Raw genomic sequence first — 14,700 nt, 5'->3', positions numbered from 1 at the left:
AACGCATCATGGGTCGGGCATCTGTCCCAGGCTCAACTGCCACGACACGCCGAAGCGGTCCTGCACCCAGCCGTAGCGGCTGCTGAAATCCTGCTCGCCCACCGGCATCAGCCAGTGCCCGCCGTCACCCAGCACGCGCGCGGCACGCTCGAATGATTCGGCGCCGGAACACTCGACGAACAGCGACATCGAGGGCGTGAAGGTGAAGTCGTGCACATCCAGGCTGTCAAAGCACAGGTAGTGGGTGCCGCCGAGCAGGAAAATGGCCTGGCGAACCTGCCCGGGCACGCCCGCAACCGCTCCGTCCGGGTGGCGCTGCAGGGCCAGCAGGCGGAATTCGGCGAAGGCTTCGGCATACAGGGCCAGCGCCGCTTCGGCCTGGCCGGTGAACATCAGGAAGGGACGGCTGCGCAGCATGCGGTGCTCCCGATCGTCGGGCCGGTGATGGCCCACCCGATCAGGATGGCACGGCGGATGTGCAGCCCCCGTGGTAGCGCCGGGCCATGCCCGGCGGCCCCATCACGCCTCGCGCATGCGCCGGGCGATGGCGCTGCTGGCCGCGATGGTCGCTGTCAGTGCCACCATCGACAGGAACTGCAGGCGCGTATGCGCTTCACTCAGCAGCAGGCCGAAGATCAGCGCCAGGATCGCCAGCGCACAGACAGTCAGCCACGGGAAGCCCGCCATGCGGAACGGCAGGCGCGTGCCCAGGCGGTCGGCGCGACGGCGCAGCACCAGCTGCGAGACCAGCGACAACGTCCACACCAGCAGGCAGGTGGAGCCGACGATGTTCAGCAGCACCGGCAACACCTTGTCCGGGAACAGCAGTTCCATGATGGTGGCGGCAAAGCCGAACAGGACGCTGGCCAGCACCGCGATCACCGGCACCTGGCGCGGATCGGTCCAGCCCAGCACGGCCGGTGCTTCGCGGCGTTGCGCCAGCGAATACATCATGCGCGAGGCGCCGTAGAGGTTGGCATTGAGCGCTGACAGCAGGGCGATCACCGCGATCAGGGTGATGGCGGTGGCCGCGCCCGGAATATTGGCGACATCAAGAACCGCGGCAAACGGCGACTTCAGCGCTTCGCTGGTCCACGGCACCACGGCGATGATCACGCTCAGCGAACCGATGTAGAACACCAGGATGCGCCAGGCCACGGTGCGGATGGCACGGGCGATGCTGCGCTCGGGGTCTTCGGTCTCCGCCGCAGCGACGGCCACGATTTCGGTGCCACCGAAGGCGAACACCACCACCAGCAGCGCCGCGCCGATGCCGGCCAGTCCCTTCGGTGCGAAGCCACCGTGCTCGGTGAAGTTGCTCAGGCCTGGCGAGGCCACCTGCGGCAGCCAGCCCATCAGCAGCGCCACGCCCACGGCGATGAAGGCCAGGATCGCCGCCACCTTGAGGATGGCGAACCAGAATTCGAACTCGCCGAAGTTCTTCACCCCGAGCAGGTTGATCGCGGTGAAGAACAGCATGAAGGCCAATGCCGCCATCGGTACCGGCACCACCGGCCAGACCGTGGCCAGCAATCCGGCCGCACCCACCGCCTCGGCGGCGATCACGATGACCAGCTGCACCCACCACAGCCAGCCCACGGTGGCGCCGGCGGTGGCGCCCATGGCATCGGCCGCATACACCGAGAACGCACCGCTGGTCGGCTTGGCCGCAGCCATTTCCCCCAGCGCGTTCATCACGATGATCACCAGCGCGCCGGCCACCAGGTAGGACACCAGCACCGCCGGGCCAGCCGCCTGCACGCCCACGCCGGAGCCGAGGAACAGGCCGGCGCCGATGGCGCTGCCCAGCCCCATCATGATCAGCTGGCGTGGCTTGAGCGAATGGCCGAGGCGGGAGGGCGAAGCGGTGGTATCGGGGGTGGCGGGCATCGGCAGGGCTGGCGGCGGCTACAAGGGCGACACCTTACCGTGTCCAGCCGCCGCGGGGATAGGCACAGCGCAGCAGGAAACTCAGGCCGGTACCGGCTCGCCGACATTGCCGCCGATGCGGGCGCGGTAGGCACGCGGGGAGAAACCGGTTTCAGCCTTGAACTTGCGGGTGAACGCGCTCTGGTCGCTGAAACCGCAGGCCTGGCCGATGCAGGCGATGCTCTCGTTGCCATGCAGCAGGTGCATGGCCATCTGGATCCGCAGCCGGGTCAGCACCTGCTGCGGCGTCATCTGGAACACCTTGCGGAAGCTGCGCTCCAGCTTGGACAGCGAGAATCCGGTGATGTCCAGCAGCGTCTGCATCCGCACGTTCTCGGCGTAGTGCATATTGAGGTGGGCCAAGGCCAGACGAAGCTGCTCGTACTGGGTCCCGAGGCTGTCCTTCTGGCCAAGGTCGCGGGAAATGCCGATCAGCCCCTCGACCTGCCCGTCCACCAGCAGCGGGCGTTTGCAGGTCAGGCACCAGCCCGGTTCGCGGTTGGCGAACAGGTGCAGCTCCATCAGGTTCTCGATCACCTCGCCGGACAGCACGCGTGCGTCCTGGTCGACATAGTCCGCACTCAGGCCGGTGGGGTAGATCTCGGCCGCGGTGCGTCCGATCACGTCCTTGCGCGCACGCAGGCCCAGCCGTCGCAGCATGGTCTGGTTGACGTAGGTGTAGCGGCCCTGGCGGTCCTTCATGAAGAACAGCACGTCCGGAATGGCGTCGAACAGGGCTTCGATGTCGGCGGGTTCGACTCGCATGCGGCAAGCATACCCGAGCCGCCGATTTGTCTGCGCGTTCACTCCCACGGGACCGTGCATTAACGCCGGCGGCGCCACTGTCTGGGGTCTGCCCCCTACCCGCTCCAGGAGATCCTCCATGGCCGCCAGCAAGCCGACCGGCAAGCGCGCTCCCGCCACCACCTCCGCTGACCGTGACAGCCGCGGCCAGGGCGATGAACTGCATCAGCTCGCAGGAGGCGCCCATCCGGTACTGACCAGCAACCAGGGCATTCCGGTTGCCGACAACCAGAACTCCCTGCGCCAGGGACCGCGTGGCCCCACCCTGCTGGAAGACTTCCTGCTGCGCGAGAAGATCACCCACTTCGACCACGAGCGTATTCCCGAGCGCATCGTCCACGCGCGCGGTTCGGCTGCCCACGGCTTCTTCGAGCTGACCCGGTCGCTGGGCAAGGTGACCCGGGCGAAGATCCTCACCGAGGTCGGGGTGAAGACGCCGGTGTTCACCCGCTTCTCCACGGTTGCCGGCGGCGCCGGCTCGGTCGACACCCCGCGCGACGTGCGCGGCTTTGCGGTGAAGTTCTACACCGGGGAAGGCAACTGGGACCTGGTCGGCAACAACATTCCGGTGTTCTTCATCCAGGACGCGATCAAGTTCCCCGACCTGATCCATGCGGTGAAGATGGAACCGGACCGCGCCTTCCCGCAGGCGGCCAGCGCACACGACACGTTCTGGGATTTCGTCTCGCTGATGCCCGAATCGATGCACATGATCATGTGGGCGATGAGCGACCGCACGATTCCGCGCTCGCTGCGCACCATCGAAGGCTTCGGCATCCACAGCTTCCGCCTGCTGGATGAAGAAGGGAACTCCACCTTCGTCAAGTTCCACTGGCGGCCGAAGCTGGGGCTGCAGTCCACCGTCTGGGACGAGGCGCTGAAGCTGCAGGCCGCCGACAACGATTTCCACCGCCGCGACCTGTTCGAGGCGATCCAGCGCGGCGACTTCCCCGAGTGGGAGCTGGCCGTGCAGCTGTTCACCGAAGAACAGGCCGATGGCTTCCCCTTCGACCACCTGGACCCGACCAAGATCATCCCCGAGTCGCTGGTGCCGCTGCAGGTGATCGGACGCATGGTGCTGGACCGCTGGCCGGACAACTTCTTCGCCGAAACCGAGCAGGTCGCCTTCTGCCCGGCCAACGTGCCACCGGGCATCGATTTCAGCAACGACCCGCTGCTGCAGGGGCGGCTGTTCTCCTACCTGGATACCCAGCTGATCCGCCTGGGCGGACCGAACTTCAACCAGATTCCGATCAACGCACCGAAGTGCCCCTTCGCCAACCACCAGCGCGATGGCCACATGCAGATGCAGGTGCCGAAGGGGCGCGTGGCCTACGACCCCAGTTCGCTGCAAGAGGACAGCCCGCGCGAAACGCCCGCCGGTTTCCGCAGCCACGCCAGTGCCGATGATGGGCGCAAGGGCCGCACCCGCGCGGAGAGCTTTGCCGACCACTACAGCCAGGCGCGGATGTTCTTCCGCAGCCTGGAAAAACCGGAACAGGCGCACCTGGCCTCGGCGCTGGTGTTCGAGCTGTCGAAGGTGGAAACCGAGAAGGTGCGCGTGCGCACCGTCAGCCATCTGCGCAACATCGACGAAGGCCTGGCCAAGCGCGTGGCCGACGGGCTGGCACTGGGCACCCTGCCCGCCCCGGCACCGACGGCAACCCCAGCACAGGACCTGCCCGCCGCACCCGAGGTCCGCGTGATCGGCCGCAACAAGCCCCTGCTGCAGGGGCGCTGCATCGGCATCCTGTTCGACGAGGGCTCCGATGCACGGGTGATCGCCACTCTGCGCAAGTCCGCCGAAAAGGCCGGCGCCAGCGTCAAGCTGGTCGCACCGAAAGTCGGTGGCGCCACGCTCAGCGACGGCAAAGTACAGGCCGCCGACGGACAGTTGGCCGGTACCCCGTCGGTAGTGTTCGACGCAGTGGCGGTCGTGCTGAGTGCCGACGCCGGCAAGGCCTTGGCCAAGGAAGCGGCAGCCGTGGGCTTTGTCAGCGATGCCTGGGCGCACCTGAAAGCCATCGCCAGTGACGAAGGCGCACAGGCCCTGTTGAAGGCAGCGCGCGTCGGCAACGATGCCGGCACCGTGGAGGCCGAGGACAGCAAGGCCTTCCTCACCGCTGCCGCCACCCGCCAGTGGGCTCGCGAGCCGAAGCTGCGCCTGCTGGCCTGACCATCCGACAGGAGAATCCCCATGCCCCGTGGTGACAAATCCGCCTATACCGACAAGCAGAAGCGCCAGGCCGAGCATATCGAAGAGAGTGAGCGCGAACGCGGTGCCAGTGAAGGCACCGCCGAGCGTATCGCCTGGGCCACCGTGAACAAGCAGGATGGGGGTGGCAAGCGCAGCGGCAGCGCGCGCAAGGCAACGAAGAAGGTGGCCAGAAAGACAACGGCGAAGAAGACTTCCGCAAGCAAGGCGCCGGCGAAGAAGGTGGCGAAGAAGACCGCCGCGAAAAAGACGCCTGCTAAGAAGACACCTGCAAAGAAGGCTGCAAAGAAGGCTGCAAAGAAGGCGGTGAAGAAGGCCCCCGCAAAGAAGGCGGCCGCCGGGAAGGCAACGCAGAAGAGCGCCTCACGCAGCACCGCAGCGAAGAAGGCCGCGAAAACCCGTGCAGCAAAAAAGGCGGTACGCAAGACTGCCGCGAAGAAGGCCGCACGCACCCGCGCCGGCAGTTAGCCGGTAGCGGGTAGCGCCCTCACCCAACCGGCCACCACCGCGGCGGCCGGTTCGGCACAGGCCTGCAGCAGCAGATGCGGCCCGTCCAGGGCCACGTGCCGCGCGTCCGGCAGCAGGGTCTGCAGCTCGGCTACGCTCGGCGGCCACAGCAGCCGGTCATGGCCTGCCTGCAGGCACAGCGTCGGCACCCCGATCTGCGGCAGCAATGCGCGTACGTCGACCCGCAGGGTCGCTGCGGCGCGCTGCCGCAACGTGGTCGCTGGAACCTGAGCCAACGCATCGCGCAGCATCGACATGTGCTCGCCGGTGCGCCACTGCCCCAGCAGCAGTCGCGCCAGCAGCGGCAACGGCGGCATCGGCCATGCAGGCGCAAGCGCCATCGCGGCGGCGGGGGGCAATGGCACCGGCCGCCGTGCGAAGGTCGTGCACAACACCAGCCCCCGGAGACCGGGAAGCAGGCCTGCGGCCAGTTCAACCGCAAGAGGGCCGGCAAAGGACTCGGCAACAAGCACGAACGGCTGCGCAGGCAGTTGCGGACGTACCACCTCTGCCAATGTTCTGTAGTCCTGCGCCCCCACGCTGGGCAGCGCCAGTACGCGCGCATCGAGTCCACCTGTGCGCAGCGCCCCCAGAAAAGGCACTGACAGCCGCCCGGTGCCATCCAGCCCCGGCAACATGACGACCTGCAGTGTCAACCCCGCACTCAATGCGAAACCGGCCCATGTCCGCAACGGAGGACATCAAGCATGATCGAACGCGCACAGGTACGCCATACGCAGGGGTACGCGGGCATGCGGCATGACCGGTTCAGAAGCCCCCGTTGGCAACGGCGAAGAAACGGATAGAATCGCCGCCACACGGGTCGCCAGCGGTGGCCCAGGGGATTGAGGAAGGACGTGCCACGGCACGGAAATTGCATCACGGCAATGGACTGTCGACCGGCAACCCGGCCGACATCGGGAATCTGACAGGAAGGAACGGCCCACCGGCAGAGGCGCCCAAGCGCAGTGCGGTGGCTGACATTCGTGGATTGATCAGGGGGATCGCATGTCCGCACCAAACTTTGCCCGTCCGCTGCTGCGGGCGGCGCTGCTGTTGCTGTGCCTTGCCGTGGCGCTGACCGCGCATGCCGCACCTACGGTCCTGACGTTCAGCAACAACGGCGGTCTCGGCGGCCCCATTGCCAGCAGCGGCCAGGGCGGCTCCGCCCCCATACCCGGGCTCAGCATCCAGATCGGCCATATCTCCGACAGCAACGGTACGCCCTCCGGCATGATCGGCTGGCAATCGGCGGCGGCGCTCTATGACAGTGACAACTTCGACGGTCTGACCGACGCCGCGCTTGTCGATGGCTATCGCGGCATGATTGTCCGCTCTGCCGACGGCAAGGAGTTCCAGCTGACGGCATTCCGCTACTACAACTGGGGGGAGACCAGTAGTGCCCCGATCATCGTCGCGGGCTTTCGCAATGGTCGTCAGGTCGCCTCGACATCATTCGAAGCCTACAAGGCAGATTTCAGTTCAGTGCAGGTCACTCTGCCGTACTTCACCAACGTCGATGAGGTCCGCCTGTACACCGCCAGCGGAAACCCCAGTTGGCACACGATCAACAACCTGGTGATCGATCCGGTGCCGGTGCCTGAGGCACCGGACGCTCCACAGATCGGTGCTGCGACGGCCGGCAATGCGCAGGCATCGGTGAGCTTCACAGCCCCTGCCGACAATGGCGGCGCGACCATCACCGGATACACCGTGACCTCCTCACCTGGCGGCCTGCTCGCCAACGGCAGCAGTTCTCCGCTGGTGGTGACCGGATTGACCAATGGCACCTCGTACACGTTCAGGGTCACAGCTACCAATTCGATCGGGACCAGCGAACCTTCGGCGGCCTCGGCACCGGCAATCCCCAAGGGTGACCAGACGATCTCCTTCGCCGATCCAGGTGCGCAGGCTTTCGGCAGCAACCCGACATTGACCGCTTCCACCACGTCCGGCCTTGCAGCGACGTTCACCTCCAGCACCACGGGGGTGTGCAGCATCACCGGTGGCGGCACCCTGACCTTTGCCACCACGGGCATCTGCACCATTGATGCCCACCAGGCTGGCGATTCCGCCTGGAATCCCGCGCCCACGGTCAGTCGTTCCTTTGCCGTCAACGCCGTCGCACCAGATGCGCCGACCATCGGTGCGCCCACGGCCGGCAACGGCCAGGTGTCGCTGGCCTTCACCGCACCGGCAAGCAACGGTGGTTCGGCCATCACCAGTTACACGGCAACCTCCGCACCGGGTGGCTTCACCGCCTCGGGCGCGGGCTCGCCACTGGTCGTCACTGGCTTGGACAACGGCACGACCTACACCTTCACCGTTACCGCAACCAATGCCATCGGCACCGGCGCACCATCGGCCAGCTCCAGTGCCGTCACACCGAAGGGCACGCAGACCATCACCTTCAACAATCCCGGCTCGCAGAACTTCGGCACCTCGCCGACGTTGACCGCCAGCAGCAGCTCCGGCCTGCCGGTGACGTTCACCTCCAACACCACCGGCGTGTGCACGATCACCAGCGGCGGCGCACTGACGTTCACCACCGCCGGCACCTGCAGCATCGATGCCGACCAGAGTGGAAACGGAACGTTCGCTGCGGCACCCACCGTTGCGCGGAGCTTCACGGTCAATGCCGTCGTGCCGACCGCACCCACCATGGGCACCGCGACGGCGGGCGATGGCCAAGCGACAGTGACGTTCAGCGCCCCCGCCAGCAGCGGAGGCGCTGCCATCACCGGCTACACCGTTACTGCAAACCCAGGCGGTGCCACCGGCACCGGTGGCGGTTCGCCGATCACCGTGACCGGCCTTACCAACGGCGTGAGCTATACCTTCTCCGTGACGGCCACCAACAGTGCCGGCACCGGCAGCGGATCATCCGCCTCCAACGCCATCATTCCCGCCTCGCCGCAGACCATCACCTTCGCCAATCCGGGTGCACAGAACTACGGCACGACACCGACGCTGACGGCCACGTCGACGTCGAATCTGCCGGTGTCGCTCACTTCGTCCACCGCTGGCGTCTGCACGATCAGCAGCGGCACCCTGGCGTTCCTGAGCGCCGGCACCTGCACCATCAATGCCAATCAGCCGGGCGACAGCGCCTATCTGGCTGCGGCCCAGGTCACCCAGTCGTTCACCGTCAATGCCGTGGCGCCGGGCGCGCCTACAGCGGTCAACGCGACGCCATCGGGCACCGGTGAAATCAGGGTGGCGTTCACCGCACCGGCGGGCAACGGTGGCGCCACCATCAGCGGCTACACGGTGACCTCCAGCCCCGGTGGCATCACTGCATTTGGTGCGGCCAGCCCACTCACGGTCAGCGGCCTCACGGTCGGCCAGTCCTATACCTTTACCGTCACTGCCAGCAACAGCGCCGGCACCGGTGGCCCGTCCACCGCGTCCAATGCAGCGGTGGCGGCCGATGCCATCGTCGCCAGCAACTCCACCGCCGCGGTACCCTATGGCACGCCCAGCACCATCACTCTGAGCATCAGTGGCGTGGCCACGCAGGTAACCGTCGGCAGCGCGCCGACGCACGGCAACCTGACGCTCTCCGGCATCACGCCCACCTACACGCCGACCGTGGGTTACGCCGGGCCCGATACCTTCACCTACACCGCGACCGACGGCAACATGACCTCGGCACCGGCTACGGTCAGCATCACCGTCGGCGCAGCGACGCTGGCGTTGACACCGGCCACGCTGGCCAGCGCCACGGCCGGCAGCAGCTATCAGCAGACCCTGTCCAGCAGTGGAGGCGCGGCACCCTACAGCTACCAGCCGGTCGGCGCACTGCCGCCAGGCATCAGCCTGTCGGCCAGCGGCGAGCTCAGCGGCAATCCGACCACGGCCGGCAGCTACAGCTTCGACATCACCGCCACCGACAGCAGCACCGGTACCGGTCCGTTCTCCGCTACCCGCAGCTACACCGTGGTGGTAGCCGCACCGCAGATCGGCTTCGCGTTGTCGAGCCTGCCGCAGTCGTCGACCGCCGTTGCCTACACACAGCAACTGCAGGTTTCCGGCGGTGCCGCGCCGTATGCTTTCCAGGTGACGTCCGGCGCTCTGCCTTCCGGTCTGAGCCTGGGCAGCGACGGCACGTTCTCCGGCACGCCGACGGGCGCCGGCAGCTATGCCTTCACCGTGACTGTCACCGACGCCAACAACTTCACCGCCAGCCAGGCATTCACCCTGCAGGTGATCGAGGCCGTCCAGCAGATCACCGCATTCGTGGCCAATCCCACGGCGCCGGTTTACAGCGTCGATGGTCGCTTCTCAGTCTCCGCCAACGGCGGCGCGTCGGGCAGTCCGGTGGTCTTCGCCAGCACCACCCCTGACATATGCCGCGTGGAAGGCAACGCCGTAGTGATGCTGGCAGCTGGACGTTGCAGCCTGACCGCCAACCAGGCGGGCAACGCGCAATACCAGGCCGCCGTGCAGGCGACGCTGGACGTGGACATCACCGCCGCTGTGCCGGTGCTGCAGTGGCCGCAGGAACTGCACAAGGTGTTCGGTGAAGCGGCGTTCGACCTGGTTGATCCGCAGAGCCCCAGCCGCGGCGCCTTCAGCTACAGCAGCAGCAATACGTCGGTCGCCAGCGTACAGGGCCGTACCGTCACCGTGGTCGGCGAAGGCGTGGCCGTTCTCACCGTCAGCCAGGCCGCCGCCGGTGGCTTTGCGGCGGGCACCGCGCAGTTGCGCCTGGTGGTCAGCCAGCGCCCGGATCCGAGCCGCGACCCCGGCGTGATCGCCAACGTGCAGGCGCAGGTCGATGCCAGCGTACGCTTCGCCAGCGCACAGCAGGCCAACATCCGCGACCGCCTGCGCCAGGTGCGTAGCGGCAGCAACGCGTCGAGCAACCAGTTGTCGTTGAGCTACAGCGGTGGCAATGATCTGCCCAGCGTGTCGGTGCCGATGTCGCGGCTGGGTGGCGACGCGCTGCCCGCACTTCCTGCCGGCTGGGGCATGTGGGCTTCGGGCAGCGCCAGCTATGGTACCGGTGCCGGTCACAGCAGCTACGACTTCCGCACCGATGGCCTCAGCGTGGGTGTGGACCGTGCCTTCGGTGACCAGTTCCTGTTCGGCGTCGCCGGTAGTATCGGCCGCAACAACAGCGACATGGAGGGCAGCGATGCGCGGGTGAAATCCGATCAACGTTCGCTGGCCGCCTACGGCCTGTGGCGCGGTGGCGACCACCTGTTCGTCGATGGTGTGATCGCGACCGGCACGCTGGATTTCGATATCCGCCGCTGGAGCGCGGACGCTGATGCCTTCGCACAGGGCACGCGTGATGGTGACCAATGGTTTGGTTCGCTGGCCGTCGGCTACGAACACCGCAACGCGGGGATGACGCTGACCGGTTACGGCCGTATTGAAACAAGCCGCAGTACGCTGGACAGCTACCGCGAGAATGGCGCAGGCCTGTATGACCTGGTCTATCGCGAGCAGGTGGTGCGCAACAGCGCGGTTGCGCTGGGGTTGGAGGGTGCGTATCTGCAGGCAGACCCGGAAGCGCGTGTGCGTCCGTTCTGGAGCATCGAGTACCGCCAGGCGCTGGATGACAAGGGCGATGCGTACCTGAACTACGCGGTGGGCCCACGTGCGCAGGACTATCAGCTGCGCATGCAGAGCTACAACGACCATGCGTTGTCGATTGCCGCCGGCATGGACGTGCGCCTGCAGCGTGGCTGGTTCATGTCGCTGCTGCTGGGCCATGAACAGGCCCGTGGCTCGGGTCGTGCCAGCAGCATCGGACTGCGTGTCGGCTACGGTGCCGCCGGCGGCGCTGCCGCGACCGGCGCTGTCGGCAGCACCGACGCCACCGGCAAGCAACGCTGCAACCCGCGTCGTTGCCCGCCGCAGGCCAGCGCCGCACCGCGCTGAGCCTGTCCTGGAACCGGCATGCCGCCGCCGCTTTTGGGGGGCATGCCGGATCGGCGATACTTGCGCCCCCGCCGCAGGACGCGGCTGCCAAGGAGAAGCGATGATGCGATGGACATCCGCACTGGCCATGATGGCCCTGATGCTGCCACTGACCACCTTTGCCAGCGATGGCTGGATAGATGGCGACGGCAAGGCGGTGCCGCAGACCGATGCCATGAAATCCAGCGATGGCTTTGCGGCATCCCTGCTGGTCACCTCCGACGCCGATTGGCAGGCCAAGTGGGAAACCCCCGCGGACACCACGCCGCGCTTCACCGAGGCCAGCGACGTGCAGCTGGGCGGCGAGCTGTTCGTGCTGACATTCCTGTCCAACCCGCAACTGGGCGAAGATGGCGCAGCCAAGGTGCACTGCGACGTGCGCATGCTTCGCCCGGACGGCAGCAGCAGCGCGGAAGAACGCGATGTTCCCTGTTTCACCGCTCGCCTGCCGGGTCCGCCCACCCTGTTGTACATGACCAGTGTGCAGCTGAAGTTCGTCGCCGAACCCGACGATCCGAAAGGTACGTGGACGGCACAGGTGGTGGTCAAGGATCTGTTGCGGGGTGTGAGCCTGCCACTGCAAGCGCGCTTCGAGGTCCGTTGACAGGAGGCCTGCAGATGAAGATGCGACGAGTGCTGAGCTGGACCGGGCTTGCGCTGTGCGTGGTCTACCTGCTGTTGACCGCGTGGCTGGTCCACGGCGCGCAGACAGACGCCGACCCGAAGGGTATCTACATCCTGATGGCACTCCCCATCACCCTGCAGTCTGCCGCGCTTGATGCCATCGGCGCAGGCAGCCTGTTGTACGGCAAGCCCTGGTCGACCGCGTATGCGGTGCTGGTCCCGCCAACCCTGCTGTTGCTGTACGCGGCCGGTTGGTTGATCGAACGCTCGGCACGCGGGCGCTAGCGGCCCTCAACCATTGCGTGCATCGACGCCCTGCATGCGGGTCATCGCATGCAGGGCGCCATCCAACATCGCGCTGTCGTTGGCTTACGCCGCGCGTGCAGGCACGATGGGCATGCGCGCTCCCTGCTCCAGCTGGAACACCGACACCGACGTGGTCAGCGCATGCGCCTGCTCTTCCAGCGCGCGGCTGGCAGCGGTGGCCTCTTCCACCAGCGCGGCGTTCTGCTGGGTTACCTGGTCCATCTGCACCACCACCTGGTTGACCTGCTCGATGCCGGCCGCCTGTTCCTTGCTGGCGGCGGCGATGTCGCTCATCAGCTGGGTGGTACGCGAGCTCGCCTGGGCCACGCGGGCAATGGCGGCTTCCGATTCCACGGTCACGGCCAGGCCGCTCTGCACCTTGGCAGCGGCGTCCTCGATCAACTCCTTGATCTCCTTGGCAGCGACACCGGCACGCTGCGCCAGCGTACGCACTTCGCTGGCCACCACCGCAAAGCCGCGGCCCTGTTCGCCGGCACGCGCCGCTTCCACTGCAGCGTTCAGCGCCAGGATGTTGGTCTGGAAGGCGATGCCATCGATCACCGTGGAGATTTCCGAAATGCGCGCCGAAGACTGGTCGATCTCGCCCATCACCGTGGCCATCTGCGCCATGGCCTGCTCGGTCTCGCGCACGGCAACGCCGGCCGCATGCGCTTCGCTGTCGGCCTGGCGTGCCAGCTCGGCGTTCTGGCGCACGGTCGAGGTCAGCTCTTCCATCGAGGCGGCAGCCTCTTCCAGATTCGCGGCCTGTTGTTCGGTACGGCGCGACAGATCGTTGTTGCCGGCCGCCAGTTCCTGTGCCGCGTTGTTGATGCTGTCGGCGGCCACCTGGATGCCACGCACGATTCCGGTCAGCTGCGTGGTGGTGGCATTGGCATCGTCGCGCATGCGCGCGAACACGCCCTCGTACTCGCCCTCCATGCGCGCGGTGAGGTTGCCATGCGAGATGGCGCGCAGCACGTCGGAGACATCGGCGATGCTGGCCTGCGAACTGGCCATCATGCCGTTGAGGTGGTTCACCATCGCCTGGAACTGGTACTGGAATGCCGCGGCGTCGCCGCGCACGCTGAAATCGCCAGCGCGCGCGGCACGGGCCAGTTCATCGATCTGCGCGTTGATCGCCATCAGGCTCTGCTTCACCGCCGCCAGGGTACGGGTCAGCATGCCCTTCTCGCCCGGGTACTCGGGCAGATCGCGGCTGAGGTCGCCGATGGCATAGCGCTGCATCACCTCGGCCATCAGCAGCTGCACCTGCACGTGCGATTCGACCAGGTGGTTGGTGGCCTGCACCATGCGGCCGAAGTCGCCGGGGAACGCACTGGCGTCCATCCGGTAACGGATCGCGCCGGCTTCATGCTGCTCGGCCATCTGCAGCTGCGCGCCGATAGCGGCCTGCACGCTCTGGCGCACGCTGGCCATGGCCTCGCCGAGCTGGGTCAGCTCGTCACGGCCACCCAGGCGGAATTCCTGGTCCAGTTCACCCTTGGACAGGCGCTCGGCCAGCTGCACTGCACGCGCCAGCGGGCCGGTCATGCTGCGACCGATCAGCACCGATGCGGCGATGCCTGCCAGCAGCGCCACGCCACCCAGCACCAGCAGCTGCAGCAGGCTGCGCTCGCCCAGGCGGATCGCCTCGGCAGCGGCCTCGCGGCTTTCCTTTTCTTCATAGGCCACGCCATCGGCCAGCGCCTTGTTCCAGCCATTGGCCGCTTCCTGCACCGGGCCCAGGGTCAGCGCCACGGCGCCGGGGAAATCGCCCTGTTCCATCAGTTCGCTGGTCTGCTTGTTGAGCGGACGGGCGAGCGCGCGCTTGGCGGCGATGGTCTCGCCGATCACCTTGCCTTCGGCATCGCCGGGCAGGGCCTGGTAGGCCGTCCAACTGGCCTCGTAGCGCTTGACCAGATCGGCAATGCGCTGCTCGTCGTTGGCACGGTCTTCGCCCTGGCGGATCAGCATCTCGCGGCGCACGACCATCATCTGGTTGTTGGCATCAAGCATCTCCGACAGCAGCCGCACCTTGGCTACGCCGACCTCGACCACCTGCTCCATCGCGCGCTTCTGCACCATGGTGGCGGTGGCACCGGTAGCGACCACGGCGGCAACCAGCAGCAACAACAGGCCAAAGCCAAGCCCAAGACGCCAGGCGACCCTGACGTTCCTCAAGTAGTTCATGGGGTGAATCCAAAACGGGGGGGATGCGCCCATATCGGCCCGCCAGCCGGGAATCTTGATCGCCTCCCGCTCGACTGCGTGGGAAGCCGTTCACCTTGGTGAGACCCGGCCTCCCGCTTCTGCGGCGGGAGGATGGCCCGGCGGTGCGGCCCCACTGCTCATGCTGGCATCAGTTTTCTTTCACGGCGGCTGCG

The 14,700-nt window shown here is 66.9% G+C and carries 10 protein-coding genes; 5 read left to right on the top strand and 5 right to left on the bottom strand.

The genetic code is table 11. From position 1 onward, the window contains the following. Positions 1-6: 6 nt before the first annotated feature. The 3 genes from ACUXVE_RS11815 to ACUXVE_RS11805 all read right to left on the bottom strand — a co-directional run bounded on the left by ACUXVE_RS11815 (position 7) and on the right by ACUXVE_RS11805 (position 2,694). Positions 7-417, bottom strand: coding sequence for a VOC family protein (locus ACUXVE_RS11815; RefSeq protein WP_445514457.1), 411 nt, complete (start codon positions 415-417; stop codon positions 7-9). A gap of 102 nt (positions 418-519) precedes the next feature. Further along, complete coding sequence (locus ACUXVE_RS11810; protein WP_032951979.1) at positions 520-1,890, bottom strand: amino acid permease; 1,371 nt, start codon at positions 1,888-1,890, stop codon at positions 520-522. An 81-nt stretch (positions 1,891-1,971) separates the two neighbouring features. Next, entirely contained in the window at positions 1,972-2,694 is a 723-nt protein-coding gene (locus ACUXVE_RS11805) for an AraC family transcriptional regulator (protein ID WP_222388575.1), read from the bottom strand. Positions 2,695-2,812: 118 nt separating this feature from the next. On the opposite strand from ACUXVE_RS11805, the gene ACUXVE_RS11800 reads away from it, so the two are divergent. Both ACUXVE_RS11800 and ACUXVE_RS11795 read left to right on the top strand, forming a co-directional pair. Beyond that, positions 2,813-4,909 (top strand): catalase, encoded by a 2,097-nt coding sequence (locus ACUXVE_RS11800; protein ID WP_222388574.1) that lies wholly within the window; start codon positions 2,813-2,815, stop codon positions 4,907-4,909. Between the two features lie 21 nt (positions 4,910-4,930). Further along, the gene (locus ACUXVE_RS11795) at positions 4,931-5,416 is read left to right on the top strand and encodes a hypothetical protein (protein WP_093818636.1); all 486 of its coding nucleotides are present in this window, start codon (positions 4,931-4,933) and stop codon (positions 5,414-5,416) included. Here ACUXVE_RS11795 and ACUXVE_RS11790 read toward each other — a convergent pair. Continuing rightward, a complete protein-coding gene (locus tag ACUXVE_RS11790) occupies positions 5,413-6,093 on the bottom strand; it encodes an alpha/beta fold hydrolase (protein WP_445514456.1) in 681 nt (226 codons plus the stop codon). The two genes, ACUXVE_RS11795 and ACUXVE_RS11790, sit on opposite strands and share 4 nt — an antisense overlap. Positions 6,094-6,463: 370 nt before the next feature. Here ACUXVE_RS11790 and ACUXVE_RS11785 point away from each other — a divergent pair, with 370 nt between their 5' ends. The 3 genes from ACUXVE_RS11785 to ACUXVE_RS11775 all read left to right on the top strand — a co-directional run bounded on the left by ACUXVE_RS11785 (position 6,464) and on the right by ACUXVE_RS11775 (position 12,295). Then, entirely contained in the window at positions 6,464-11,347 is a 4,884-nt protein-coding gene (locus ACUXVE_RS11785; RefSeq protein ID WP_445514455.1) for a fibronectin type III domain-containing protein, read from the top strand. Positions 11,348-11,450: 103 nt separating this feature from the next. Then, positions 11,451-11,990: a hypothetical protein gene (locus tag ACUXVE_RS11780; protein WP_445514454.1), complete on the top strand. Its 540-nt coding sequence runs from the start codon at positions 11,451-11,453 to the stop codon at positions 11,988-11,990. A gap of 14 nt (positions 11,991-12,004) precedes the next feature. Next, positions 12,005-12,295, top strand: coding sequence for a hypothetical protein (locus ACUXVE_RS11775; protein WP_222388569.1), 291 nt, complete (start codon positions 12,005-12,007; stop codon positions 12,293-12,295). A gap of 84 nt (positions 12,296-12,379) precedes the next feature. Here the strand turns inward: ACUXVE_RS11775 and ACUXVE_RS11770 are convergent, their stop codons facing one another. Further along, positions 12,380-14,506 carry a methyl-accepting chemotaxis protein gene (locus tag ACUXVE_RS11770; protein WP_093818639.1) on the bottom strand — a complete coding sequence of 709 codons (2,127 nt, stop codon included), beginning with the start codon at positions 14,504-14,506 and terminating at the stop codon, positions 12,380-12,382. Positions 14,507-14,700 lie beyond the last annotated feature (194 nt).

It is taken from the genome of Stenotrophomonas sp. 3(2025), from assembly GCF_052665395.1.
Note: the sequence above shows the minus strand (reverse complement) of the source record. Positions and strands in the feature narration are given on the sequence as shown.